Origin of the sequence: Nonomuraea sp. NPDC049725, assembly GCF_040674795.1 — a bacterium.
Lineage (GTDB): Bacteria > Actinomycetota > Actinomycetes > Streptosporangiales > Streptosporangiaceae > Nonomuraea > Nonomuraea ceibae.
The window spans coordinates 124,850-149,492 of the sequence record NZ_JBFANJ010000012.1 but is presented as its reverse complement, the minus strand read 5'-3'; the positions used below and the strand labels follow the sequence as shown (position 1 = coordinate 149,492).

The window sequence follows — 24,643 nt, the reverse complement described above, 5'->3', positions numbered from 1 at the left end:
AGTCGGCGGCGGCGTTCTCCCCCGCGCGGGGGACGCGTCTGGCCCCGGGCGGGGATCCGCGGGCCGCGCCGCCGGAGCAGGATCGGCGTCATGGACAGCACACGACCCGACCGGCTCACCGCGTTCGCGCTGGCGCTGGCGCTCCTGTACGGGGCGCTGCGCACGTACTGGCAGCTGGGGAACATGCCGGAGCGGCTCTCGCCGGTCGGCCCCGACCTGGTGGTGTTCACCGGGTGGTGGGCCGTCGCGCTGTGCGCGGCGGCGGCGCTGCTCCTGGCCGCCATGCTCGCGGCCGACCCGCCGAGGCCGGTGCGGGCGGCGCTGCCGGTGGCGGCGTGGGCCGTGGGGGCCGCGCTGATCGTGGCGGGGGCGCTGCTGCTGCTCGACGTCGTCGGCGGCGTCCTGCCCGGCCTCGGCATCTCCTTCCACCCGCTGGGCGCGCTGAGCAAGGCCGCCTGCGTGACCACGGGGGCGCTGCTGCTGCGGGCCGCGTTCCGCTACCGGCGGCGGACCGGCCGGCACACCCTGCCCGCGCTGGCCTCGACGCCCCGGTGGGCCTACGCGGCCGCCTACACCGCCGTGGCAGGCTGCGCGATCAGGGTCGCGGCGCAGGCCGTCGTCGGGTTCGGGGAGACGCCTCATGAGGACGGCTGGATGATGCTGGTGTTCGAGGCCGCATTCCTGCTGGGCGGAACGCTGCTGCCGCTGGCGCTGGTGCACCGGTGGGGGCGGATCTGGCCGCGCTGGGTCCCCGGGCTGGCCGGGCGGCGGGTGCCCAGGCCGCTGGTGCTGTGGCCGGGCGCGGGCGTGTCGGCCGGGCTGGTGGCCTACTTCGGCGCGGGGCTCGGGCAGATGGTGTCCGAGCGGCTGAACGGGCGCAACCCCTTCCCGCCTCAGGACGGGCTCGCGCTGCCCGAGGCGTTCTTCTGGGTGTCGGTCCCCGCATACCTGGTGTGGGGCGCCGGGATGGCGGTGGCGGCGATCTCGTACGCGCTCCGTACCCGCGACACTGCGCGTGAGGGTCACCTGTCGGTAAGCTGACCCGCCGTGAGCGGTGATTCCTCCCACATCGGGCGCTACAGACTGCTGAACGTGCTGGGCAGGGGTGGGATGGGCACGGTCCATCTCGCCGAGGACCCCTCCGGGCAACAGGTCGCCATCAAGGTGATCAACCCGGAGTTCAGCCAGCACGAGCAGTTCCGCATGCGCTTCCGCAGGGAGGCGGACGCGGCGCAGCGGGTGCGCCGCTTCTGTACCGCGGCGGTGCTGGAGGCGGCGCTCGACGGCGGCCAGCTCTACGTCGTCACCGAGTACGTGCCCGGCCCCAACCTGGAGCAGGCCGTCCAGCAGTCCGGCCCGCTGCGCGGCTCCAGCCTCGACGCGCTGGCCGTCAGCGTCGCCACCGCGCTCACCGCCATCCACGCGGCCGGGGTGGTGCACCGCGACCTCAAGCCGTCCAACGTGCTGCTCTCCCCCGTCGGCCCGCGCGTGATCGACTTCGGCATCGCGCGGGCGCTCGACACCCTCGGCGGCGTCACCGGCACCGGCGAGCTGATCGGCACCCCCCGCTACATGGCGCCCGAGGTCCTGCGCGGCGACCCCGTCTCGCCGGCGTGCGACGTGTTCTCCTGGGGCTGCCTGATCGCGTACGCGGCGAGCGGCCGCTCACCGTTCGGCGGCGAGACGCTGCCGGCCATCGTCTATCAGGTGCTCAACACCGAGCCGAACCTCGACGACGTCGAGCCCGGCCTGCGCGAGCTCGTGCGGGCCGCCCTGCACAAGGACCCCGCCCAGCGGCCGACCGCCCAGCAGCTCCTCGACCACCTCGTCGGCCGGGCCGCCGGGCCCGAGCAGGTGGCCCAGACCGTCCAGGTCGCCTGGCAGCGCGCCACCACGCCGCTGACCGCCGCCGGCGGCCCTCCGCCGGGCCCGCCGCGGCGGGGCCGCCTCTACGCCGGGATCGCGGCGGCCGTGGCCGTCGCCGCCGGGCTCGGGATCGCCGGCTGGGTCGCCCTCTCCTCCGGCGGGCCGCCCGAGCTGGGTGTCCTGCACCGCGAGGACTTCACGCAGACCTCCGGCGGCTGGTCCGGCACCTACGACGCCGAGGACGAGGCCAGCTTCGGCTACCGCACCGACGGCACTTATGGGCTCGACGTCGAGCAGGGCGACGAGGAGAACTGGGCCGAGGCCGCCGTCCCCTTCCTGACCGAGACGCCCACCGCCGCCCCCGAGCCGTCCGCCACGCCCACCCCGATGCTGCCCGAGACCGTCCTCGTGGCCGTCAGCGCCGAGGTCGAGCACATCACCGGGAGCGGCGTCTACGGCGTCTACTGCCACGCGGCCGAGGACGGCACCTACTACGAGTTCGGCCTCGACACCGCAGGCACCGCCCGGATCAGACGCATCTGGGACGGCTCGGGCGGCACCCTCGCCCAGGGCGAGGCCGGCAAGCCGGAGGGCAAGGTCCGCATCGAGGCCGCCTGCGAGCAGACGGGCAAGACGGTGCGGCTGTCCATGTGGGTGAACGGCGACCGCGTCGTGCAGGCCGACGACCCCAACGGCATCGCCAACGGCCCGGTCGGGCTGTTCGCCCGCGTGCCCAAGGACGGCGAGTCCCTGCTGAAGACCACCTGGGACGACTTCGAGCTGCGGGGCGCCCGGCAGCAGCCGTGACCCGCGCTCAGAGCACCCCCGCGCGGGCCGCCGCCAGGGCGGCGTCGGCGGCGCGGTCGGCGTCGTCCCGCGTCACCGGCTCGTGGGCGACGAACAGCCGGTAGTAGATCGGCGCGACCGCCACCCTGATCACCTCGCGTACGTCCACCGTGTCCGGCAGCTCGCCGCGCTCGACCGCCCGCCGCACCACCTGGGACGACTGCTCGTGGCGCGACTCGAAGAAGTCGTGCAGGGCACGGGCCGCCTCGGGGCTCTGCATGGCCGCCGCCACGAACGCCGACGACACCGGCCCCAGCTCCGGGTCGTCGAACCCGCTCTGCACCAGCCTGGCGACGCCGCGCAGGTCGCCCTCCACGCTGCCGGTGTCGGGGATGGGCCACGGCTCGGTGCGGGCCAGCTCCAGCGCGTCGGAGACCAGCCCTTCGACGCTGCCCCAGCGCCGGTAGACGGTCGTCTTGTGCACGCCCGAGCGCTCGGCGACGTTCTCCACGGTGAGGCCGCGGAAGCCGTGCTCGGCGAGCTCGGCGAGGGTGGCCTGGCGCACGGCGTCGCGCACCCTGGCGCTCCGCCCTCCCGGACGTTTGCTCGTCTCCAAAAACTACTCCAGTTGCGTTTGGCGGGCGGGCTGTGGCAAGCTAAAGCTACCTCAGTTGCGATTGGAGCTCCATCCTGACCATCCTCCGAGACGTTTCCAAGACGTACGGCCTGCACCGGGTGCTGGCCGGCGTGTCGATGTCCGTGCGGCCGGGCGAGCGCCTGGGCATCGTCGGCGAGAACGGATCCGGCAAGTCCACGCTGCTCCGCCTCCTGGCGGGGGTCGAGCGGCCCGACGAGGGCGAGGCCGTCCCGCCCGCCGACGCGGGCCACCTCGGCCAGACGCTCGACCTGCCGCCCGGCCACACGGTGCGGCAGGCGATCGACGCCGCCCTGGCCGGCCTGCGGGCCATCGAGCGCCGGATGCGCGAGCTGGAGTCCGACCTCACCCCCGACCGGATGGAGGAGTACGGGGAGCTCGCGACCGCGTTCGAGACCCGGGGCGGCTACGAGGCCGACGCCCGGGTGGACAAGTCGCTGCACGGGCTCGGCCTGACCCATGTCGGGCGCGACCGGGTGCTGTCCAGCCTGTCGGGCGGGGAGCAGGCCCGGCTCGGCCTGGCCTGCCTGCTGGCCGCCTCCCCCGAGACGCTGCTGCTCGACGAGCCGACCAACCACCTCGACGAGTCGGCGCTGACCTGGCTCGAAGAGCGGCTGCGCGACCACCGCGGCACCGTCGTCGCCGTCTCGCACGACCGGGCCTTCCTCGACCGGGTGGCGACCTCGGTGCTGGAGGTCGAGTCGGGCGGCGTGACGCGCTTCGGCGGCGGCTACTCGGGCTTCCTGGAGGCCAAGGCCGCCGCCCGCGCCCGGCAGGAGCAGGCCCACGCGGCCTGGCGTGACGAGGTCCGCCAGGTGCGCGAGCACGCCGCCACCACCGCCCACCGCGTCGCCGCCGGGCGGGCGATGCGCGACAACAACAAGATGGCCTACGACCGCAACTCCGGCCGCGTGCAGAGCTCGATCGCCAGCCGCGTGCGCAACGCGCAGGAGCGCCTGCGCAGGCTGGAGGCCGACCCGGTGCCGCCGCCGCCCCGGCCGCTCCGCTTCCGCGGCTCCTTCGCCCAGTCCCACCGCTCCGGCCAGGCGCCGGAGGAGGGCGGGCGCGTGCTCGCCGAGGTGCGTGACGTACGGGTGGGCGACCGGCTGGTCGTCGAGCGGTTCAGCGTCGCGGCCGGTGACCGGGTGCTGATCCGCGGGGCCAACGGCGCGGGCAAGTCCACGCTGCTCCACGCCGTCGCCGAGCAGGCGCGCGGGTCCGTCGGCCTGCTCCCGCAGGAGGTCGCCTACGATCCGGCGCTGCCGGTGCTGGACGCCTACGGGCACGGCCCCCGCCACGAGCGCCGGGCGGCGCTGCTGGCCACCGGGCTGTTCCGGCCCGAGACGCTCGACCTGCGGGTGGGAGCGCTGTCCGTCGGGCAGCGGCGCCGGCTCGCGCTGGCGACGCTGCTGGCCGGCGAGCACGACCTGCTGCTGCTCGACGAGCCCACCAACCACCTGTCGCTGACGCTGGTGGAAGAGCTGGAGCAGGCACTCGACCACTACCGGGGCGCGCTCGTCGTCGTGTCCCACGACCGCACGCTGTGCCGCCGCTGGCGGGGCGCCACGCTGGAGATATCGGGGGAACTCGCATGCACGTAACCAAGATCACCGCAGGTGCCCCCTACGGCATCGCGACCGGGGCCGACGGCGCGCTGTGGTTCACGCTCGTCCACGAGGGCCGCATCGGCAGGCTGCTCCCCGGCGGCGAGCCGGTGATCCACCAGCTCACCCCGGCCGACGGCGGGCCCACCGTCATCACGCCCGGACCGGGCGGGGAGGCGATGTGGTTCACCGAATTCCAGGGCGGCCGCGTCGGGCGGATCTCCGCGACCGGCGAGGTCACCTCGTACGAGGCCGACTCGCCCTACGGCATCGTGGCCGGGCCCGACGGGGCCATGTGGTTCACCTCGATGCGCTCCGACACGATCGGCCGGATCGCGCCCACCGGTGAGATCACCGAGTTCCCGGTCCCGGTGCCGGGAGGCATGCCCTCGGGCATCACCGCCGGTGCCGACGGCGCGCTCTGGTTCACCCTCAACCAGGGCAACGCCGTCGGCCGGATCACCACCGGGGGCGAGGTGACCGTCCACGCCCTGCCCACGGAGGGCGCCGCCCCGGTCCACATCACCCCCGGCCCCGACGGGGCGCTCTGGTTCGCCGAGATCGGCGCCGGCCAGATCGGGCGCATCGACGTCACGGGCAAGATCGACGAGTTCCCGCTCCCCGACCGCGCCTCCCGCCCGCACGCCATCGTCACCGGTCCCGACGGGGCGCTCTGGTTCACCCTCTGGGCGACCGGCCGCCTGGGCCGCATCACCACCACCGGGGCGGTGGACGAGCACCCCCTCCCCGCCACCCCCGACACCCCCGCCGAGCCGCACGGCCTCACCCTGGGGCCCGACGGCGCCATCTGGACCGCCCTCGAATCCGGCACCCTCGCCCGCATGAAACCTCCGGCCTGACGACGCCCCGGGGCACCGGTGCGCCGGGGGCACCGGTGTGCGGGTACGGCGTGTGCACAACCGGGCACCCGCCGTACCGGCCATCCCATGACCGGCGCACGCGAGGCCCGACCTCCGCGACCGAGCTCCCACTCTCCAATCCGGCCGCTCAGCCACTTGGCCACACCCACGAACCCCGCCACACTAGCAGCCGCACCAGCGAAAGCCGAGATGGTGGATCTTCAGTGAGGATCCGGCCGGACCTCGGTCAGTCGAGGCCTTCGATGATGCGGAAGTCGCGCTCGAAGCCGTCGGGGAGTTCGGCCAGCGCCTTCTGGTAGGCCGCGCTCGCGCGTGCGGCGACCGCCTGTTCGAAGCTGTCGAACTCGATCAGGACGACGCGCTCGGCGATTCCAGCTTCGTATGCGTCGACTGGGCGCGGGGGGTTGGGCAGGTTCTGGGGGGCGGATTCGCTGGATGGGTGGGGCGGTGCGGGGGGAAGGGCGTGGGCGGGGTTGACTAGGGGCATGCGTGCCATCGTGATCGCCGCCCAGGGCGGCCCAGAGGTTCTCGAGTACGTCGAGCGTCCGGATCCGGAGCCCGGTGCCGGGGAGGTGGTGGTGGATGTCGCCGCGAGCGGCGTGAACTTCATCGACATCTACCACCGCTCCGGCCTGTACCCGCTTCAGCTGCCCAGCGGGATCGGGTCGGAGGGCGCGGGGGTGGTGTCGGCCGTCGGGTCCGGGGTGGACGGCGTGGCCGTGGGCGACACCGTGGCGTGGGCCGGGGTGATGGGGTCCTACGCGGAGAAGGCCGTGGTCGCGGCGGACCGGGTGGTGCCGGTGCCGGACGGAGTGCCGGCCGAGCAGGCGGCGGCCGTGATGCTCCAGGGCATGACGGCTCACTACCTGACGCACTCGACGCACGAGGTGAAGCCGGGCGACACGGTGCTGGTGCACGCGGCGGCCGGCGGGGTGGGGCTGCTGCTGACGCAGCTGGCGAAGCTGCGGGGAGCGCGGGTGCTGGCGACGGCGTCGACGGAGGCGAAGGCGAAACTGGCCCGCGAGGCGGGGGCGGACGAGGTCCGGCAGTACGACGACTTCGCGCAGGCGTGGCGCGGCGAGGTCGACGTGGTCTACGACGGGGTGGGCGCCGCGACGTTCGACGCGGGGCTGGAGGTGCTGCGGAGGCGCGGGCTGATGGTGCTGTACGGGGCGGCGAGCGGGCCGGTGCCGCCGGTGGATCCGCAGCGGCTCAACCGGGCGGGTTCGGTGTTCCTGACGCGGCCGACGATGGTGGATTACGTGGCGGAGCGGGAGGAACTGCTGTGGCGGGCGCGTGACCTGTTCGGCTGGATCGCCTCGGGTGAGCTGAAGGTGACGGTGTCGGGGCGTTATCCGCTGGCGGAGGCGGGGCGGGCGCAGGAGGATCTGGCGGCCCGCCGCACCACGGGGAAGCTGCTCCTCATCCCCTGACGCGACCGGCCTTCGCCTCCATCTCTTCAGGGGAAATCTCCCCACACGAAATCCCTTACTGTGACCCGCATGGACATAGCGGGATTCGCCTTAGTTGTCGCGCTGTTGACCGTCACGCCGGGGCTGGACACGGCGCTCATCCTGCGGACGTCGCTGCTGGCCGGGCGGCGTCCGGCATGGGGGGTGGCGCTGGGGGTCCAGCTCGGGGTGCTGGTGTGGGGGCTGGTGTCGGTCGCCGGGCTGTCCACGCTGCTGGCGGCCTCGCAGTTCGCCTACGACGTGCTGCGCTGGGCGGGGGCGGCGTACCTGGTGTGGATGGGGTTGCGCCTGCTGTTCGTCAGGAAGGACGCGCACGTGGAGGCGCCGGCCGAGCGGGAGGTGAGGTTCCGCACCGGGTTCCGGCGCGGGCTGGTCACGAACCTGCTCAATCCCAAGGTGGGCGCCTTCTACGTGGCGATGCTGCCGCAGTTCCTGCCGTCGGACCAGGCGGACGCGGCGTCGGGCCTGCTGCTGGCGGGGGTGCACGTGGCGGAGGGGCTGGTGTGGAGCGGGGTGCTGATCGCGTTCGCGGCCGTGATGGGCGGGCTGCTGCGCGCCCCGGCCGTGCGCCGGCTGCTGGACCGCGTCACGGGGGTGGTCATCGTGGGGTTCGGCGTACGGCTCGCGGTGGAGTGATCACATCAGGTACGCGGTGGTCCAGAAGTCGCGGTGCAGCCGGGGCGTCGTGGCGGAGTCCATCGCGGCCTGGGTGAGCCGCCTCCCTCGAACACGGGCGGCCTGCTGTACTTGCCGCCTTCGGCCTCGTACCAGACAACGAGCTCGCCGGTGACGGGGTCGTGCGCGTAGCTGGCCGGCAGCCTGCGCCCGGCGGACGAGGAGGCCGTACGGGAGCACCCGCGGCTGCGGGAGGTCGACGCAGGAGGCGAGCGGACGGACCCGGCCCGGCTGCGCGACGAGAACTTCGCCTACGGCCTGGACCGCTTCCTCGACGGCCTGCAGACCAGGCTCGTCACTCCCACGGCCAGTCCAGCAGGCGGGCGCCGAGAACGGCGGTCTCCAGCGTGAAGCGCTGGGTGGGGTCGTCGGGCGAGAAGCCGGTCAGGCGGCGGATGCGCTGCAGCCGGTAGGTGACGGCGCGGGCGCTGAGCCCGAGCCTGCGGGCGGCGGCCGTCTGGTTGCCCTGGGCGGCGAAGACGGCCTCCAGGGTCTCCAGGAGCGGCGCGTGACCGCCGCGCGCCTCCAGCAGCGGGCTCAGCACGCTGGTCACCAGGTCCTCCATGGCGCTCCTGTCGCGCAGCAGCACGGGGAAGACGAGCAGGTCGGCGGCCCTGACGACGTCGTGATTGAGCCCGAGCCGGTCGGCCAGGTCCAGCGCTCCGGCGGCCTCGCGGTAGGAGGCGACGATGCCGCCGGGGCCGCGCTGCGGACGTCCGACGCCGACGCGCCAGCCTGCCGGGAAGCGGGCGCGTACGTGATGGGTGAACTCGCCGACGGCGGCGGGCAGCGTGGCGGGGGCGACGCACACGAGCAGGCCGTCGCGGACGGCGAGCAGGATGTTGTGGGAGCCGAAGCGGGCGATGAGGTCGCGTTCGATGCGTTCGGGCTGGGCGGCGTCCGACGGGTCGGCGAGGCCGCGGGCGGCGGCCACGACGTACGACTCGGCCAGGCGCAGGCCGAAGTGCTCGGCGCGTTCGGCGAGGCGTTCGGCGCGGCCCAGCAGCAGGTCGTCGACGAACTGCCGGCGCTCGGCCGAGGCGCCGCGCAGGGCGTCGAGCTGGGCCTGCTCGTACCCGGCGAGGAGCGCGGCGATGGCCCTGCGCAGGGCCGGCAGCACGCCGGGGAGCCCGTCGGCGGCGGCGAGCGCGGCGTCGACCAGCGCCGGGAGCGGGACGCCCAGCTCGGCGGCGCGGGCTCCGGCGGCGCGGTTGGCGTCGAGCGCGGCCCGGTCGGGCAGCCGGCCGCTGCGGGCGGCCAGCCGGAGCGCGTGAAGGTGCCCGCCGAGCAGCTCAGCGGGCACCTCGGGGGTCACGGTCAGACTCCTACGTCGCGTCTGTCGAAGGCGAGCACGGCGGTGAGCACGAGCACGGCGCTCGCGCCCGCCAGCACAAGGTAGTCCCCCACGGGAAGCCCCTGGTAGAGGGGGCGTCCGGCGGCGTAGTAGTGGAACGGCGAGATCCACTTGAGCCAGGCGACCGCCTCGACGTTCTGGCCGACGGTGACGACCACGTAGCCGAGCACGGCCCACACGCCGGCCAGGGCCAGCGAGGGGGCCCGGCGGCCGGAGGCGGCGCCTGCGGCGAGCGTGAGGCTGCCGAAGAAGAGCCCGACCAGGTAGACGCCGGTGTGGGCGGCGATCAGCCGGTCGGCGCCGACGCCGAGCGCGACGCTCTCGGCCAGCGCCCAGGTGACCAGCAGCGTGACGACGGCCACGGCCAGCAGGCCGAGCGCGAAGGCGGCGAAGCGCTCCAGGAGCAGCCGCCGCCGGTCCACCGGCAGCGTGACGACGAGCTCCAGCGTGCCGGCCTCCTCGGGCTGGGCCAGGGCGCGGTTGGCGACGAGCATCGCGCACACCGCGAACAGCATGGGCACGAACAGCTGGTAGACGACCGACTGCAGGTAGCCGGCGCCGCTGGTCATGTCCTGCAGCCCGCCCATGAGGTCACGCAGCGCGCCGGGGAACTTGGCCAACGCCTGCGCCCCATAAAGATCGGGATTCTCCCGAATACTGGGATAAATCCCTAAATACATGGTCATGAAGGCGCTGATCCCTATCGCCCACCAGATCAGCGACCGCCTGAAGTCACGCAGGCTCTTGGCGATCATCGTCTCGCCCCTCCTCGCTGTAGTAGGTGAGGAAGATCTCCTCCAGATCCGGCTCCTCGCTGACCAGGTGCACCACGGTGAACCGGGCCGCCGCCTTGACCAGCGCGTCCGGCCGCCCGTCGATCGTGCAGCTCAGCGCCGCCCCCTCCACGCGCAGCTCCCGCACCCCGGGCAGCCCGGCGAACGCCTCGGCCGGGACCGGCGCGTCGAAGTGCAGCTCCACCCGGCGCACCGCCTTCTCCCGCAGCGCCGCCACGTTCTCGACCGCGACCAGCCGTCCGGCCCGTACGATGCCGACCCGGTCGGAGACGTGCTCCACCTCGGCCAGCACGTGCGAGGACATGAGCACGGTCCGGCCGGAGGCGCGCACCTCGCGCACCATGGCCAGGAACTCCTGCTGTACCAGCGGGTCGAGCCCGCCGGTCGGCTCGTCGAGGACGAGCAGCTCCGGCTCGTGCATGAACGCCTGGATGAGCCCGACCTTCTGCTTGTTGCCCTTGGAGAGCTTGCGCATTGGCACGGACAGGTCGGCGTCCAGCCGTTCGGCCAGCGCCCGGATCCGGGCGGGCGGCACGCCGCCGCGCACCCGGGCGAGGAAGGCCAGGTAGTCCCGGGCCCGCTCCCTGCCCTCCAGCGCCAGCTCGCCCGGCAGGTAGCCGATCCTGGCGCGCACGGCGGCCTCCCGCGAGCCGGCGCCGAGGACGGTGACGTGGCCGCGGGTGGGCCTGATCACGTCGAGGAGCAGCCGGATCGTGGTGGTCTTGCCCGCGCCGTTCGGTCCCAGGTAGCCGAAGACCTCTCCCGGCCGGATCTCCAGCGTGAGATCCTCCAGGCCCCGGCGCCTGCCGTAGTACTTCGTCAGCCCTTCGGCCCGCACCACCGCTGTCATGCCGGAATGATCCCGCCCGGTCCCCGTCCGCGTCACCGGCCGGATCCGGCAGCGAGGGAGGCGGTTCGCTTCCGGCACCCGGCAACACCGTTTATCCGGAATTCCTGAGTACAGTGCTGGCGTGGACATCGAGGAACGGGTGCGCGCCCTGGAGGCCCGCGTCGCCGCCCTGGAAGGCGGGCAGGCCGTCGCGGCCCCCGCCGACGACGACACCGGCCGCGTCGTCTACGGCGGCGAGGCCAGGCTGGGCGGCTACCGGTGGCGGTGGGAGTCGGCCCGCTCCCCCGGCTGGCTCGTCGAGCGCCCGGCCGCGCCGATGGCCGCCGTGCTCGCCGCCGCCGGCCACCCCGCCAGGCTGCGCATCCTGCAACTGCTGCTCAGCGGCCCCCGCCCGATCGCCGACCTCCAGAGCGAGCTGGCGCTGGCCTCGCAGGGGCAGCTCTACCACCACCTCAAGACGCTCGCCTCGGCCGGCCTGGTCGAGCAGCCCGAACGCGGCGTCTACCGGGTGCCGCCGCAGGCCGTGTTCCCGGTGCTGGCCCTGGCGGCCGCGGCCACGGACGTCGCCGGCCGGGAGTGAGCGGGGTGGAGACCGCGCTGGAGGTCATCGGCGCCTGGGTCGCGGAGCGCCGGGCGGCAGCGCCGGCGCCCCGGGCGGGCCGTCCGTGATGAGGTCGAGCAGCGCGCCGGTGTCGAGGTGCCGCTCGACGAGGTCGCCGAGCGCGTCCAGGCGCTCCTCACGCAGCCGGGCGAAGTCGGTGGCGGGGTCGGGGACGAAGTCGCGCCCGGCGCGGGCCGCCACGTCGGCCAGGAAGGCGCGCCTGAACCCGTCGTTCTCCAGCGCGCCGTGCCAGGTGGTGCCCTGCACGGCGCCCACCCGGCAGCCGTCCAGGAACGGCTCGCCGCCCTCGACCGTGGCCCGGCCGTGGTGGATCTCGTAGCCGCGCACCGGCTGCCCGTACGCCTCGCCGTACGGCCTGCCCAGGATCTTGCCGGCGGCGAACTCGACGCGCACGGGCAGCAGCCCGAGGCCGTCGACGCGGCCCGCGCCCGACTCCACCTCGTCGACGATCTCGCGCCCGAGCATCTGGAAGCCGCCGCAGATGCCGAGGATCGGCCCGGTACGTGACACGAGCGCGTCGGCCAGGCCGGTGCGGCGCAGCCAGGCCAGGTCGGACACGGTGGCGCGGCTGCCGGGCAGCACCACGAGGTCGGCGTCCTCCAGCCCGGCGGGGTCGGTGACGAAGCGCACCACCACGCCCGGCTCGGCGGCCAGGGCGTCCACGTCGGTGAAGTTGGAGATGCGGGGCAGCCGCACGACCGCCACGCGCAGCGTCCGCCTGCCGTACGGGGGGCGCGCCGCGACCGTGCGGCCGTCCAGGGCCAGCGAGTCCTCCACGTCCATCCACAGCCCGTCGAGCCAGGGCAGCACCCCGTACACGCGCCGCCCGGTCAGCTCCCTGAGCTGGTCGAGGCCCGGTTCGAGCAGCTCACGGGCGCCGCGGAACTTGTTGACCACGAACCCGGCGACGAGCGCCTGGTCGGCGGCCTCCAGCAGGCCGACGGTGCCGTAGAAGGCGGCGAACACCCCGCCCCTGTCGATGTCGCCGACCACGATCACCGGCAGGTTCGCGGCCCTGGCCAGGCCCATGTTGGCGATGTCGCCGGGGCGCAGGTTGATCTCGGCGGGGCTGCCCGCGCCCTCGCAGACGACCACGTCGTAGCTGTCGCGTAGCCGCGCCAGCGACTCCAGCGCGGTGGCGCGCAGCAGGTCGCGCAGCTCGCCGTACTCCATCGCGTCGACGTCGGCGACGGGGCGGCCCATGAGCACGACCTGGCTGCGCCGGTCGCTGCCGGGCTTGAGCAGGATCGGGTTCATGTCGGCGACCGGCTCCAGGCCCGCGGCCTGCGCCTGCATCGCCTGCGCCCGGCCGATCTCCGCGCCGTCGGCGGTGACGTACGAGTTGAGCGACATGTTCTGCGCCTTGTACGGCGCGACGCGCACGCCCTGGCGGGCCAGCCAGCGGCAGATGCCCGCGGTGACCACGCTCTTGCCGGCGTCGGAGGTGGTGCCCGCGACCAGGAGTGCGCCCTTCACCTGGAGCAGGTTAGTGGGAAATCGTGAGGAACCACCCATTTACGAATCCTGTGACTTCTGCCACTCTAACTAGAACGTTCGCCTAGAACAGAATTCTAGATTTTCCTCCTGGAAGGTGAGGCATGGTCGGAACGCTGGGTTCGCCCCGGACCGGCAGGATCGACGCGGCCGCCCGGGCGCCGTTCGGCTGGGCGCCGCTGGTGGTGCTCTTCATCGTCGGACTCGTCGACCGCATGGAAGCCAACCTGCTGTCGGGCGTGCTCCCCCTGGTGCAGCGGGAATGGGGCTTCAGCGACACCGCGGCCGGCTCCATCCCCACGGCGGCGGCGCTGGCGGGGGCGATCGTGGCCATCCCGGCCGGCTACTTCGCCGACCGGTACAACCGCACGCGGATCATCGCCGTCGTGGTCTTCATCTGGGCCGTCGCCACGCTCGGCACCGGCCTGGCGACCGGGTTCGTGATGTTCTACCTGATGCGGGTGCTGCTCGCCGCCGCCGAGAACATCGACAACCCCGCCTCCGGCAGCCTGCTCGCCGACTACTACCCGCCCGTCACCCGGGCCAAGGCGTACGGCCTGACCCGCGTGACGACCTACCTGGGCGGCGTCGGCACCCTGCTCGGCGGGGTGCTCGGCGAGGCGTACGGGTGGCGGAACGCGTTCATGATCATGGTGATCCCGGGCCTGCTCACCGCCGTGCTCGTCTGGATGCTCAAGGAGCCGCGCCGGGGCGAGCTGGACCGGATCGTCGCCCGCTCCGCCGCCGGCGCCAACACCGCCACCGTCGCCGCCGAGCCGGTGCCCGCCCCGACGCCCGACACCGTCCCCACCACGGAGAAGGTGCCGTTCGGCAGGCAGATGCGGCAGGTGCTCACCATCCCGTCGCTGGTGTTCGTCTGCGTGGGGCTCGGGCTGCTCACGCTGGGCCTGGCCGGGGTGTTCTTCTGGCTGCCGACGCTCATGGTCCGCACCTTCGGCGTCGCGGCCGGCACCGCGGGCTCGGTGTCCGGCCTGATCACCATCGCGGGCACGCTGACCGGCACGCTGATCGGCTCCTGGCTGGGCCGCACCTGGCACGGCACCCGCAAGGGCGGCCGGCTGCTGGCCGGAGGCGGCGGCATCACGATCGGCGCGCTCGTCCTGGCCGTCGCGCTGTCGATGGACTCGCTGTGGCCGATGGCGATCCTCACCCTCATCGCCTGCACGTCCATGTCGGTCGCCATCCCCAACATGACCGCCTGCCTGGCGGACGTGGTGCCGGCCAGCGCCCGGGGGCTCGGCTTCGCCGCGCTCCAGCTCCTCATCACCGGCTGCGGCGCGTTCGGCTCGCTCATCGTCGGCATCGCCTCGGACCAGCTCGGCTCGCTGGTCGGCGGCATGTACATCCTGATCGTCCCGATGGTGATCGGCGGCCTGCTCACGCTCGGCGCCCGCGCCTCCTTCGAGCGCGACGCCGCGAAGGTCCTCGACGCCGCCCGCCACTCCTGACCCACCCCCGGCCCCCGTACACCCGGGGGCCGGGCCTCAGGATGCTGAGATGCGAAAGAAAAGTTGCGCAATTTTTGTTGTGCATCTACGCTCGGGTCATGGCACGGGATGAGAACCGCCGCATCACCGATCTCGGCACGCTCAAGGCGCTGGCCCACCCGCTGCGCCTGAAGCTCTACCGGGCGCTGTCCCACGCGGGCACGGCCACCGCCTCCCACCTGGCCGACCAGGTCGACGAGGCGGTCTCCCTCGTGAGCTACCACCTGCGCAAGCTCGCCGCCCACGGCCTCATCCTGGAGGCCGAGCCGCAGAGCGCCGACGGCCGCGAGCGCTGGTGGCAGATCGACCGCGGCCTGCAGATCCAGGACCGCGACTTCCGCGACGCCCCCGAACGGGCCGCCGCCTACGCGTCCTTCACCAGGCTGGCCTTCCGCGAGCACAACGAGCTCTACGAGCGCTACCTCGACGAGCAGTCCGCCTGGGACCCGGAGTGGCGCGCCGCCGCCTTCAGCTCCCAGTATCTGCCCCGGCTCACCGCCGACGAGCTGACCCGGCTCAACGACGAGCTCGCCGAGGTGCTGCGGCGCTGGGAGGCGCACGCCACGTCAGCCGCCGAGGCGGGCGACGTCGAAGGCCGCGAGAACGTCGTCCTGCACCTCTACGGATTCCCCACGCGCCCCTGACCGGCGCAAGGAGGTCACCCCCATGCACCCCGACATCCACCTACGCCTCGACCGCATCCGCGCCGCCGAGCTGCGTGCGGACGCCCGGCGGTGGCGGCGGGCCCGCCATCACCGGCCCGCCCGCACCGCCTGGGCGGGTGCGCTCGGCTGGGCCATGATCGAGGCGGGTCTGAGGCTGGTGCAACACAGCGCGACCAGGCGGGCAGCAGTGACTGAAATTTCAGGAGATTTGATCTGAACTTATGGTGTATCAAGGTGCACGGCCCGTACTCCTTCTGGGTGTCAGAGGAGGCTTTCGTGAATTCTTCAGATGGCCGCGTCATCCTGTTCCTGATCATCGCCGTCACCGTGTTCGTCGCCGGACGCCGCTACCAGTCGCTGATCTCGTCACGTCAGGTGTGGCGCGACACCATGAAGGCGGCCTCGGCGCGCAAGCTCGTCGCGTCCAACGCCGCCAGGTCCATGCTGTGGGTGGGCGTCGTGACCCTGTTCGTCTTCTGGCTGGTCGCCAACCTCAACCGCATCATGTGAGCCTCGCCGCCGGGCGCGCCCAGGCACGCCGCCGGGCCACGCGCCCGGCGGCGGCCAGCACGGCGGCGCCGGCGGCAGCCCAGCACACGGCCCGCGTCAGCCGCACGGCCCGCCGGATGTCGGCCACCTCCGGCTTGCGCCCGTCGCCCATCGTGGGCCGGTGCTCCGTACGCCCCCCGTACACGTTGGCCCCGCCCAGCGTCACGTCCAGCGCCCCCGCGAACGCCGCCTCGCACCGCCCGGAGTTGGGGCTGGGGTGCCGCCCGCCGTCGCGCAGCAGCACGGCGAGCGTCCGCGCCGGCGCGGGCCCGGCCAGTACGGTGATCAGCCCGGTCAGCCGGGCCGGCGCGTAGTTGGCCACGTCGTCCAGCCGCGCCGCCGCCCACCCGAAGCGCCGGTAGCGCGGCGAACGGTGCCCGACCATCGCGTCCAGCGTGTTGATCGCCCGGTAGGCCAGCAGCCCCGGAATCCCCGCCACCGCCCCCCAGAACAGCGGCGCCACCGCCGCGTCCGAGGCGTTCTCGGCCAGCGACTCCACCGTGGCCCTGGCCAGCTCGGGAGCCTCCAGCCCGGACGGGTCGCGCCCGCACAGGTGCGGCAGCCGGGCCCGGGCCGCCGCCAGGTCGCCGGCCTCCAGCGCCGCCGCCATGTGGGCGCCCTCGCGGGCCAGCGTGGTGCCGCCGAGCACGGCCCACGTCGCCGCCGCGGTCAGCGCGACGCGGGCCGGGCGGTTCGGCACCCGCTCGGCCAGCACGCCGAGCGCCGCCGCGCTCCCCACGCAGATGGCCACGTGGAGCACGCCGTTGGCCTTCGCGTCCGCGTACAGCCTGGACTCCAGCTTGGCGGCGGCGCTGCCGAACAGTGCGACGGGATGCCCCCGGCGCGGATCGCCGACGACCGCGTCGAGCATCACTCCCAGCGCGAGCCCGGCGGCACGATCACCCTGAATACGCATGAAGCACATCAGATCAGATGCGCGTACAGCTCATCCTCGTGGGAGTCCAGCCAGGCCGACGCCCGGCGGATCCGCTCCCCCGCGCCGTCCGCCCACATCCGCGCCCAGTTCCCGCCGCCGTCCGCGCGGGTGCGCATGACCTCGTACGACCGGTGGAAACGCAGTCTGGCCAGCTCCAGCAGCCGGCGCCGATCCCGGGGCGGAACCCCGTACACGTCGCAGAACACCCGCAACCGCTCCCCCACCTCGACGCCGCGCAGCAGCGGATGCCGGTCGACGGGGTCGGCGATGGGCGCCCAGTGCCGCAGCGTGGTCACGACGTCGAACAGCCGCGTGGTCGGCCGGGCCAGGTCGAAGTCGATCATCCCCACCGGCACCTGATCACGAAAAATCACGTTGTCCGGCCGTAAGTCACAATGCCCGATGATCTGCGGTGGCGCGTCGTCGTTCGACCCGCCCTCCCACCGGTGCCCGCTCAACGGGAACCCGGCCGTCGCGTCGTGGAACTCGCGCAGCAGCCCCGCCACCCCCGCGAGCGCCTCCTCACCGGCGCTCGCCGCGCTCAGCCCGCTCACGCCCGGCAGAAAACTGAGCACCTCACGCCCGAGCCCGTCGACCCCCAGCACCCTCGGCGCCCCCTCGAACCCGGCCGCCTCCAGGTGCCTGAGCAGGGCGTGCACAGCGGGCGTGGCCGGACTGACGGGCCTGCGCACGGTGTCACCGACGCGCACCACCCCGTCGGTCACATCCCCGCCCTGCAGGGGTATTTCATGCAGGAGCGTCGCGAACATGCCAAGAGATCCTAGACCGAAACCGCCGTTCCGATGGAGAAAATCATGCACGCCGCCTACATCACCGCGCCCGGCCCGCCGGAGGCCATCACCTGGGGCGAGCTCCCCGTCCCCGGCCGCGGCCCCACGGACGTGCTGGTACGCGTGCGCGCCGTGGCGGCCGACCCGGTGGACACGTTCGTACGCTCCGGCGCCTACCCCGTCCCCATGCCCCTCCCCTTCGTCATCGGCCGCGACCTCGTCGGCCACGTCGAAGCGTCCGAAACCACCGCCTTCCCGCCCGGCCTGCCCGTCTGGTGCAACAGCCTCGGCCACGGCGGCAGGCAGGGCTCCTTCGCCGAGTACGTCACGGTCCCCGCCGACCGCCTCTACCCCGCCCCCGACGACCTCGATCCGCTCGACCTGGTCGCCGCCGCGCACCCCGCCGCCACCGCCTGGCTCGCCCTCGTCCGCCACGGCCGCCTGCGCCCCGGCCACCGCGTCTTCATCGGCGGCGCGGCCGGGAACGTCGGCTCCGCCGCCGTCGCCCTCGCCGCCGCCTCCGGCGCCACCGTCATCGCCACGGCCCACCCGCGCGACCACGCCCACGTCCGCGCCCTCGGCGCCACCGACGTCCGCGACTACCGCACCGACCCCCCAGCCGCCCACCCAGCCGCCCACCTGGTCCGCGACCCCGGCGACCCGGGCGACTCCGGCGACTCCGGCGACTCCGGCGACTCCGGCGACCAGACACCCGACCACCCGGACATCCGCGACTCCATCGACCTGTACGTGGACACCTCCGGCCAGGGCGACCCCGCCACGGCCATCGACCGCCTCGCCCACCGCGGCCGCCTCGTCATCATGTCCGGCCTCCGCCAGACCCCCGCCCTCCCCCTCGGCCGCCTCTACACCAAGGACGCCACCGTCACCGGCTTCGCCATCAGCAACGCCACCGTCCCCGAACTCGCCGACGCGGCCGCCGGCGTCATCCACCTCCTCCGCACCACCGCCTGGCGCCCCCGCATCACCACCCGTCTGCCCTTGTCACAGGCGGCCGAAGCCCACCGCATGCTGGAGGACGGCCGAGCCCGCGGCAGGGTGGTCCTGGAGGCGTCCGGGGGCGGCGGGAGCTGACACGGAGAAAACGTGTGCATGACAAGTCGCCGGATCATGCACAATAAGGCAGGAGCGCCCTTAGCTCAGCTGGATAGAGCACCGGACTTCTAATCCGACGGTCGCAGGTTCGAATCCTGCAGGGCGCGCTTCCGAGACCAGCTCAAACACCGTCTGAGCTGGTCTTTTGCATGATCGACCCAGTTGCACCGTACGCAGCAGGAGGCCGCCGAAAGCAGCCCTGTGCCACTGCTCGCGGAACATACGCGGAATGCTCGCCGCCACGTTTCCCCAGGTCGGCACGGCTGTTTGGGTGACCGGAACGGCGAAAGGACCCCGAGGTGTCCCGGGGTCCTGCCGTAGCTCCTGCGTCACGCCGCGAGTGCTTCCAAGATGCGCCGGTTGGCGATCTCCTGTTGGCCGTCGATGCACTTGGCGTAGACACGCAGCATCACGTCCACGCCATGTCCCGCTCTCTCGGCCGCTTCCGGGGCGTGGACGCCCGCGTTGAGCCAGAGTGACACGGCCGCGTGCCGGAGATCGTACGGTCGGCCCGCCAGAGGAGAGGCGACCTGGTCAGGGGTGAAGGCGTACGTCCGAGCCTCCTGCCATACCTTCGCGTAAGCCGAACCGGAGATCACACCACCCGTGCGAGTACGGAAGAGCCGGCCGTCCTCGCCGACTCCGAACACCGCGATGTGATCCCGCAGGATGGCCACCAGTTCGGGCGGGATAGGCACGGTACGCGTGTCCTTCGCGTCCCGGTGCTTCAGCCCGCGCTCCTCGTGCGCCTGTCCAGAGTCGGTGTACCGGCTGTTGCTCTGTGGCCTGGTCTTCTCCAGGGTCAGCAGCCCCCAGCCCCTCTCTGGGAGTCGGCAGTCCTTCTGCCTCAGTCCCGCCGCCTCTGCCGGGCGAAGACCGCCGAAGTACATGCAGGCGAACATGGCGGCCAGCATCGGCCCGCGCGACCGCCCCACGTAGGTCACTGCGGTGAGCAGTTCACGCGCCTAGCTGGGGCTGACCACCGAGCGCCGATCGACCTCGCCGCTCACCTTGGCCTTGCGGAACTTGACCTTGTGCAGCGGATTCGCCGAAAGCTCCTCCAACTCCACGGCGTATTCGAGCGCGTGATGGAAGACCGCCCGCTTGCGGCGGTACGTCGAGGTCGCCGCAGGCTTGCCGTCCAGGCACAGAGCCAGGGCTTCCAACGCCGCACGGGCGTGCTTGGTCTCTTCCAGAGCGCTCAGCGGAAGCGAAGCACCTTCCAGCCAGCGGACAGCGCGGACGATCTCCGCTGTCGGCTCTTGCCTGCGCTCGTCGGGCAGGAAGGAGTACTCGCGCAGTGCCCGCCGGATGATCTCGTCGGATGGACGGCCGGGTGCGTCGCCGGCCAAGACGCGGGTAACGGTGGCCAGCGTGTCGGTCATGCCCTCTCGGGACTTCGCCGCCGCATGAGGCCACCACGCACGGACGTACGCGACGGCGAAGGCGTACCAGGTCCGCGCATTCTTGGCCTTGACCATCGAAGCGGGAAGACCGTTATTCAGATCGAAGGCTTCGCCCTTCTTGGCCGCCTGCCGCAGGTCAGACAGGAAGCTTTCGGCCAGGCCCTTGGTCTTGAAGGTCTGCGACTTCTCGCGGCTGCCGACCGTCCACCGCACGGTGTGGGAGACGATTCGGGGCTTCGTGCCGGGCTTGTCTGCTCTGGTGTTGGTACGGATGTCCCAGAATTTGACCTTGTAGGAGGTGGTCATGCGGCGCTCCTGAGGGATTCGAGCCAGGCTTCGAGATCGCTGCGGTAGATGCGGAGTTCGCCGTTGGGCAGGCGGATGCCGTTCGGTGCCTTGCCGATCTCGCGCCAGCGGTAGAAGGTGCGGCGGGAGACGCCGCCGAGTTCGTCGAGGACCTGGGCGACGGTCAGCAGCTCATCTCGTCTGCTCACGCGGCCCTCCCCATGTCCTCGGTTGCCGAAAGATCTTGTCCGGCTGCTCTCGCTTCCAGCTCCCTGAGGTGGGCTCGCCAGCGTTGGCGTTCGGCCACGGTGCGCAGGAGGCGCACGGCGAGGGGAGGCACGTTGGCGTCTCCGGCCGGTACGGGGCGCCAGATGTAGCGGTGCGGGTCGGTCGGTTCGCTGGCCTGGCCGAGGGCTTCCAGGACCCAGGTGCGGCGGTCCTGCCGGTGTTCGGCGAGGGTCTTGTTGGACCACTTGCGGGACACCAGGACGCGACGCCCGGCGTAGCCGAGGTGTTCGGGCTTGTGCGCCTTGGACCGGCACCGGCCGGGCTGCATGCCGGGCTTGGCGTTCTTGGGCTGGACGCCGTAGCGGAGCCAGTTCGGGCAGGTGGGCGAGCAGGGTTCGTAGCGGAGGGCGTCGACCATGCGGGCGGTGTGCTCGCGTTGGGCCTGGCCGCCGTCGAGGGTGTCGCCGATGGACTTGGTCAGGTACTTGGACAGATACCGGATGCACTGGTCAGCGTCCGGCGTACCGGCAAGAACACCTTGCACGTCCACCTGATCGCCGAAGCGGATCACGTGGAGAGGTTCGGCGTCCTCGTCGAGGGAGTCGAGGGCCTCGTCCCAGGTGGCCAGGACCTCACCGGTGATCGGGTCGAGATAGCCGGCCTCCTCGTCCCACACCGGTAGTTGATCACCGTCGAAACGCACTTCGTCGGCTTGAGGCCACCACACCTGGTGATAGGTGGCCGCCACGATCTGCTTGATCTCCGTGCGCGGCAGGGTGCCCCGGATGGCCATGTGCAGGTGCGGAGCGAGCCGCTTCTGAGGCTCGACAGCCGCGAAGTACTGCACGTCATAGCCCGCGACCCGGCGAAGGTTCTGCACGAAGCGGTCTACGAGCTTGGAGAAGTGCAGCGCGTCCCGAGCAGCTCGCCGGTAGTCGTAGGTGTCGGGATCGATCGGGACGCCGTCGCGGACCTTGCCGTAGCTGGGCAGGGTGAGCGTGACGAACAGCGACGGCCGGTAGGTCTTGCCGTCCGTGCTGGTGAAGGTGCGCCCAAGAGTGGTGTTGGTCATCTTCCGCTTGGGCAGGTCTGGAGCATCTTGCCGCCGCCGGGTCGAGCGGGTGCGCTTGGGCACCGCGGATCCGGTGATGCTGCCGCGCATGCCAGCGGCGTTGATCTCGGCATCGAGGCCGGACAGGACGGCGTCCAGATCGGTCGTGTCGTCGCCGGCCTGCTCAGCGGCATCACGCTTGGCCTGCATGTCAGCGCGGAACTCGACCAACCAGCGCTGTTCCTCGTTCGGCTCATCCGGTGTGATGGCCGGTTCGGTGTCGAGGTGCCAACCCTCGCGGCATTGCGCCATGCGGAGCTGCCGGTTGCGCTTGGCGCACGGCGGGCACTTGCTGTCGAGGACGGCCCCACACGGAACGTCAATGATCTCGGACTTGCCGGTGACCATGTCGAGTCGCCGCAGCGGGACGGGCCTGATGCAGACCCCGTGAAGCTTGGCGACCTCTTCGAGTACGTCACGGGCCATCGGCATGGCCTGGCGGACGGCCCGAGGTAGAGCGCGGTCGTGCACATGGGTCATGCGGCCCTCCCTTCGTCGGCGGCGGCCATGGAGCAGATGTCGTGATCGGAGACGTAGGTGGCGCGGACCCGGACGGGTTCGGGGCTGGCTTCCAAGCGGACGTAGCCGACGCCCGCGCCCAGCTCCGGAACGGGTGAGATGTGGTCAGCGAGGGCGCCCCGGTCGCGTGCGCCGTCGCCGAGGACCATGTCCACCTGTTCCGACTCGTCCAGCCGCAGGGCGATCTTGTCGGGGAACAGGTTGCGGATGTTCATGACCTCTTTGCGTGGGTCCTGGAGCGCGGCCAGGACGCCGACGCCGACCGCGCGGCCCTGCGTGGTGAGCGTGGCCAGCGCGGCGGAGATGCGTTGCCGGAGTTGCCGGTCGGACTGGTAGGCGGTCAGGAACGCCACCTCGTCGACCACGACCAGGACGAACGGGTCATCGATAGTGGGGGTGTGAGAGCGCTGGAGACCGGCGAACCGGGTGGCCCGCTTCTGCATGACGCTCACGGCCTCGTCCAGCAGGTCGGCGCACTCTTCCGGACTGGCCGCGTACCTGGAGCCGAAGAGAGCGCGTCCGTAGGAGAGCTCCATCAGCTTGGGGTCCAGAGCCCACAACTCGACCAGGCCCGCTCTGGCGGCGGGGAGCAGGGCGCGGATGACAGACCAGATGATCGACCCCTTGCCAGCCCCGGTCGCGCCAGCGACGAGGACATGGGTGCCATGTACCTTCAACCGCCACGGTCGCCCGTCTTCCCGTCTGCCGATCTCGACCGGTCCCACGGTCGGTTCTTCTCGCAGGGGAAGGGCTGGTAGAGGCGAGGCGAGTGGGTCCTCACGTGGGAAGGTCAGTGTCAGCCGACCGGCCTGAGACAGAGCGACTCGGCACGACTTCGCGCCGAACCCCTGGGCCAGGTGATCGCTACGGTCGGTCCAGTCCTTGACCGCCTGGCCTTTGAGCATGCGCACGGTGACCAGGTCTGCCCACGATGAACACGTGACCTTGCACAGCCGAGGGAGGTAGTCACGGCCCCGGAGGTGACGGCCGAGACCTGAGACGACCATGACGGGCTGCCAGTGCCGCCGGTAGATCCAGACGAGGCGCCACCAGGCCAGCAGCCGGTAGCCGACCAGGTGGGCGAAGGACGGCCGGTCAATGTACCCCCATGAGGCCAGGGCCAGGGCGACTGTGCCGAGCAGGGACGCCGCCATGGGCCAGCCGTAGAGGTACCAGGTGGCGCCGAGGACAGCCGGGACGGCGGTGGCCATGGGGTGGCGGCAGATCGTACGGACGAGCCCGGTGAACAGACGCCAGGCGAGGATGATGATGGTGAGGATGGCGGGAGTGGTGACGACGGCCGGGCGGAAGACAACGGCCGTGTCGGGCGTGGTGGAGACGAGGTTGCGCGCCTCGTCGCCAGGCAGCCGCTTGAACATAAGCTGGGAACCTCTCGTGATGTGGAGTCAGGGGAGAACCGAGGGGCCGCCGGAAGTTGCCGCTTCCAGCGGCCCCGCCTCATGTCAGGTCGCCGGGTCGGTGGCGTCCTTGTCGGCCTGTTCGGCGTGCAACTGCTCGCAGTCGGCCAGGTAGCGGGCAGCGGCGGTGAAGATCTCGCGGGCGGTGGCCAGGTCGGCATCGGTGACCGGGCCGGCTCCGGTGGTGGAGATGTGCACGTTCGCCTCCGGGGAGCTGAACTTCAGGTACGGTCGCGGCTCGTTGAGCAGCAGCCCGGCGCAGACCGTCAGGCGCGGTGTGTAGAAGGAGACGTCGACCTGAGGCGTGGACTCCGGTCGTATGAACAAGGTGACGTAGGTGTACGAGCCGAGAGTCACGCCGCCACCCCCTTGCCATCGGGCAGTCCGTAGAAGCTGCGCTCCAGGGATCGGACAAAGCGGTGGGCCTCGCGAGCGAGCTGGCGTGCGAACTCCAGGTCCTCCGCCGTCACGGGTCCATCCGTGGTGACCAGGACGGAGGTCGCGCCGAAGTCGAGCGCCAGGACGGGCTGACGGCGCGGGAACGGGTGGTTGAGCGTGCGAGCGGCATGCCCGGTGGTCAACCGGATCACGCTGTTTCGCGGGGTACGGCGACGAGTCATCTAGGCGGCGTCCTTTCCGGCCGAAGCCTTGCCCGCTGCCTGCGCGGGCTGGGTGAGTGCGTGCATCTCACGGACCTTGATCGAGTACGCGAGACGGCCCGTGGCGTTGACGTACGGCGTAACCGTGATGCCGTCGAAGGCGACCGGGGTGAACGGCAGGCCTGGCATCGGCTGAGGCGGGACCGGATGAACCGGCGCCAGGATCTTGACCGCGACCGTCTTCTGGGCGGGCTTGAGAGTCGGGTCACCGTCCATGACCGCGACCTGCCAGACCAGCTCTCCGGTCTGCTTGTCGCGGGCCTGCACGAATCGGCCGTTGGACGAGGCGTCGAAGTCCTTGACCGGCTCGACCTCGCCGACGACGTAGTAGCCGTGCGGGAAGACCATGGCGAAGGTGACGGGAATGGGGCCTTGCAGAGCCATAACGGCTCTCCTCT

The 24,643-nt window shown here is 72.2% G+C and carries 28 protein-coding genes and 1 tRNA gene; 13 read left to right on the top strand and 16 right to left on the bottom strand.

From position 1 onward, the window contains the following. The first annotated feature begins 90 nt into the window (after positions 1-90). A complete protein-coding gene (locus AB0J53_RS29715; RefSeq protein ID WP_364178576.1) occupies positions 91-1,041 on the top strand; it encodes a hypothetical protein in 951 nt (316 codons plus the stop codon). Between the two features lie 6 nt (positions 1,042-1,047). After that, positions 1,048-2,673, top strand: a complete 1,626-nt coding sequence (locus tag AB0J53_RS29710) for a serine/threonine-protein kinase (RefSeq protein ID WP_308125706.1) — start codon at positions 1,048-1,050, stop codon at positions 2,671-2,673. Between the two features lie 7 nt (positions 2,674-2,680). Here AB0J53_RS29710 and AB0J53_RS29705 read toward each other — a convergent pair whose 3' ends face one another. After that, on the bottom strand, positions 2,681-3,229 hold the full coding sequence (locus tag AB0J53_RS29705; RefSeq protein ID WP_219503804.1) for a TetR/AcrR family transcriptional regulator: 549 nt from the start codon (positions 3,227-3,229) through the stop codon (positions 2,681-2,683). 176 nt (positions 3,230-3,405) lie between these two features. Here AB0J53_RS29705 and AB0J53_RS29700 point away from each other — a divergent pair, with 176 nt between their 5' ends. Both AB0J53_RS29700 and AB0J53_RS29695 read left to right on the top strand, forming a co-directional pair. Next, positions 3,406-4,908, top strand: a complete 1,503-nt coding sequence (locus AB0J53_RS29700) for an ABC-F family ATP-binding cassette domain-containing protein (RefSeq protein WP_364178808.1) — start codon at positions 3,406-3,408, stop codon at positions 4,906-4,908. Further along, complete coding sequence (locus tag AB0J53_RS29695; RefSeq protein WP_364178571.1) at positions 4,899-5,771, top strand: virginiamycin B lyase; 873 nt, start codon at positions 4,899-4,901, stop codon at positions 5,769-5,771. The genes AB0J53_RS29700 and AB0J53_RS29695 overlap by 10 nt, the downstream gene beginning before the upstream one ends. 247 nt (positions 5,772-6,018) lie before the next feature. On the opposite strand, the gene AB0J53_RS29690 is transcribed toward AB0J53_RS29695, so the two are convergent. Next, positions 6,019-6,279: a DUF1330 domain-containing protein gene (locus AB0J53_RS29690; protein ID WP_364178568.1), complete on the bottom strand. Its 261-nt coding sequence runs from the start codon at positions 6,277-6,279 to the stop codon at positions 6,019-6,021. Here AB0J53_RS29690 and AB0J53_RS29685 point away from each other — a divergent pair. Both AB0J53_RS29685 and AB0J53_RS29680 read left to right on the top strand, forming a co-directional pair. Continuing rightward, positions 6,278-7,225 carry a quinone oxidoreductase gene (locus AB0J53_RS29685; RefSeq protein ID WP_364178565.1) on the top strand — a complete coding sequence of 316 codons (948 nt, stop codon included), beginning with the start codon at positions 6,278-6,280 and terminating at the stop codon, positions 7,223-7,225. The two genes, AB0J53_RS29690 and AB0J53_RS29685, sit on opposite strands and share 2 nt — an antisense overlap. A 69-nt stretch (positions 7,226-7,294) precedes the next feature. After that, positions 7,295-7,900, top strand: coding sequence for a LysE family translocator (locus AB0J53_RS29680; protein ID WP_219503792.1), 606 nt, complete (start codon positions 7,295-7,297; stop codon positions 7,898-7,900). Between the two features lie 334 nt (positions 7,901-8,234). On the opposite strand, the gene AB0J53_RS29675 is transcribed toward AB0J53_RS29680, so the two are convergent. Genes AB0J53_RS29675 through AB0J53_RS29665 form a run of 3 tightly spaced genes read right to left on the bottom strand, consistent with a single transcriptional unit; the run spans position 8,235 to position 10,937 of the window. Next, on the bottom strand, positions 8,235-9,254 hold the full coding sequence (locus AB0J53_RS29675; RefSeq protein ID WP_364178562.1) for a helix-turn-helix domain-containing protein: 1,020 nt from the start codon (positions 9,252-9,254) through the stop codon (positions 8,235-8,237). Positions 9,255-9,256: 2 nt separating this feature from the next. After that, on the bottom strand, positions 9,257-10,048 hold the full coding sequence (locus tag AB0J53_RS29670; RefSeq protein WP_364178559.1) for an ABC transporter permease subunit: 792 nt from the start codon (positions 10,046-10,048) through the stop codon (positions 9,257-9,259). Next, positions 10,026-10,937 carry an ABC transporter ATP-binding protein gene (locus tag AB0J53_RS29665; RefSeq protein WP_219503784.1) on the bottom strand — a complete coding sequence of 304 codons (912 nt, stop codon included), beginning with the start codon at positions 10,935-10,937 and terminating at the stop codon, positions 10,026-10,028. Before AB0J53_RS29665 ends, AB0J53_RS29670 begins: the two co-directional genes overlap by 23 nt. A gap of 121 nt (positions 10,938-11,058) precedes the next feature. Here AB0J53_RS29665 and AB0J53_RS29660 point away from each other — a divergent pair, with 121 nt between their 5' ends. Continuing rightward, positions 11,059-11,517 carry a winged helix-turn-helix domain-containing protein gene (locus AB0J53_RS29660; protein WP_219503781.1) on the top strand — a complete coding sequence of 153 codons (459 nt, stop codon included), beginning with the start codon at positions 11,059-11,061 and terminating at the stop codon, positions 11,515-11,517. A gap of 24 nt (positions 11,518-11,541) precedes the next feature. Here the strand turns inward: AB0J53_RS29660 and AB0J53_RS29655 are convergent, their stop codons facing one another. Next, positions 11,542-13,035 (bottom strand): cobyric acid synthase, encoded by a 1,494-nt coding sequence (locus AB0J53_RS29655; RefSeq protein ID WP_364178555.1) that lies wholly within the window; start codon positions 13,033-13,035, stop codon positions 11,542-11,544. Positions 13,036-13,157: 122 nt separating this feature from the next. Between AB0J53_RS29655 and AB0J53_RS29650 the strand changes: the two genes are divergently transcribed. From AB0J53_RS29650 to AB0J53_RS29635, 4 genes are all read left to right on the top strand, one after another. Further along, on the top strand, positions 13,158-14,522 hold the full coding sequence (locus AB0J53_RS29650) for an MFS transporter (protein ID WP_364178553.1): 1,365 nt from the start codon (positions 13,158-13,160) through the stop codon (positions 14,520-14,522). 98 nt (positions 14,523-14,620) lie between these two features. Then, a complete protein-coding gene (locus tag AB0J53_RS29645; protein ID WP_357590078.1) occupies positions 14,621-15,205 on the top strand; it encodes a helix-turn-helix domain-containing protein in 585 nt (194 codons plus the stop codon). 22 nt (positions 15,206-15,227) lie between these two features. Further along, on the top strand, positions 15,228-15,443 hold the full coding sequence (locus AB0J53_RS29640; RefSeq protein ID WP_357590076.1) for a hypothetical protein: 216 nt from the start codon (positions 15,228-15,230) through the stop codon (positions 15,441-15,443). 59 nt (positions 15,444-15,502) lie between these two features. Continuing rightward, a complete protein-coding gene (locus AB0J53_RS29635) occupies positions 15,503-15,736 on the top strand; it encodes a hypothetical protein (RefSeq protein ID WP_219503765.1) in 234 nt (77 codons plus the stop codon). On the opposite strand, the gene AB0J53_RS29630 is transcribed toward AB0J53_RS29635, so the two are convergent. Further along, positions 15,729-16,691, bottom strand: coding sequence for a cobalamin biosynthesis protein (locus AB0J53_RS29630; RefSeq protein ID WP_364178548.1), 963 nt, complete (start codon positions 16,689-16,691; stop codon positions 15,729-15,731). The two genes, AB0J53_RS29635 and AB0J53_RS29630, sit on opposite strands and share 8 nt — an antisense overlap. 8 nt (positions 16,692-16,699) lie before the next feature. Beyond that, positions 16,700-17,482, bottom strand: coding sequence for an aminoglycoside phosphotransferase family protein (locus AB0J53_RS29625; RefSeq protein WP_364178545.1), 783 nt, complete (start codon positions 17,480-17,482; stop codon positions 16,700-16,702). 45 nt (positions 17,483-17,527) lie between these two features. On the opposite strand from AB0J53_RS29625, the gene AB0J53_RS29620 reads away from it, so the two are divergent. Together AB0J53_RS29620 and AB0J53_RS29615 are read left to right on the top strand one after the other, a co-directional pair. After that, positions 17,528-18,598, top strand: a complete 1,071-nt coding sequence (locus AB0J53_RS29620) for an NADPH:quinone reductase (RefSeq protein ID WP_364178542.1) — start codon at positions 17,528-17,530, stop codon at positions 18,596-18,598. A gap of 54 nt (positions 18,599-18,652) precedes the next feature. Continuing rightward, positions 18,653-18,726, top strand: a tRNA-Arg gene (locus AB0J53_RS29615). Between the two features lie 222 nt (positions 18,727-18,948). Here the strand turns inward: AB0J53_RS29615 and AB0J53_RS29610 are convergent. The 8 genes from AB0J53_RS29610 to AB0J53_RS29575 all read right to left on the bottom strand — a co-directional run bounded on the left by AB0J53_RS29610 (position 18,949) and on the right by AB0J53_RS29575 (position 24,629). Next, positions 18,949-19,563 (bottom strand): tyrosine-type recombinase/integrase, encoded by a 615-nt coding sequence (locus AB0J53_RS29610; protein WP_364178539.1) that lies wholly within the window; start codon positions 19,561-19,563, stop codon positions 18,949-18,951. Between the two features lie 21 nt (positions 19,564-19,584). Further along, positions 19,585-20,331 (bottom strand): hypothetical protein, encoded by a 747-nt coding sequence (locus AB0J53_RS29605; protein ID WP_364178536.1) that lies wholly within the window; start codon positions 20,329-20,331, stop codon positions 19,585-19,587. Continuing rightward, complete coding sequence (locus tag AB0J53_RS29600) at positions 20,328-20,519, bottom strand: helix-turn-helix domain-containing protein (RefSeq protein ID WP_357590068.1); 192 nt, start codon at positions 20,517-20,519, stop codon at positions 20,328-20,330. Before AB0J53_RS29600 ends, AB0J53_RS29605 begins: the two co-directional genes overlap by 4 nt. Beyond that, a complete protein-coding gene (locus AB0J53_RS29595) occupies positions 20,516-22,129 on the bottom strand; it encodes a replication initiator (protein WP_364178532.1) in 1,614 nt (537 codons plus the stop codon). Before AB0J53_RS29595 ends, AB0J53_RS29600 begins: the two co-directional genes overlap by 4 nt. Next, positions 22,126-23,547, bottom strand: coding sequence for an FtsK/SpoIIIE domain-containing protein (locus AB0J53_RS29590; protein WP_364178529.1), 1,422 nt, complete (start codon positions 23,545-23,547; stop codon positions 22,126-22,128). Before AB0J53_RS29590 ends, AB0J53_RS29595 begins: the two co-directional genes overlap by 4 nt. A gap of 84 nt (positions 23,548-23,631) precedes the next feature. After that, positions 23,632-23,943, bottom strand: a complete 312-nt coding sequence (locus AB0J53_RS29585) for a hypothetical protein (protein WP_364178526.1) — start codon at positions 23,941-23,943, stop codon at positions 23,632-23,634. Beyond that, positions 23,940-24,167, bottom strand: a complete 228-nt coding sequence (locus AB0J53_RS29580; RefSeq protein ID WP_364178523.1) for a hypothetical protein — start codon at positions 24,165-24,167, stop codon at positions 23,940-23,942. Before AB0J53_RS29580 ends, AB0J53_RS29585 begins: the two co-directional genes overlap by 4 nt. A 39-nt stretch (positions 24,168-24,206) precedes the next feature. Then, positions 24,207-24,629, bottom strand: a complete 423-nt coding sequence (locus tag AB0J53_RS29575; RefSeq protein ID WP_364178520.1) for a plasmid replication, integration and excision activator — start codon at positions 24,627-24,629, stop codon at positions 24,207-24,209. Between the last annotated feature and the right edge of the window lie 14 nt (positions 24,630-24,643).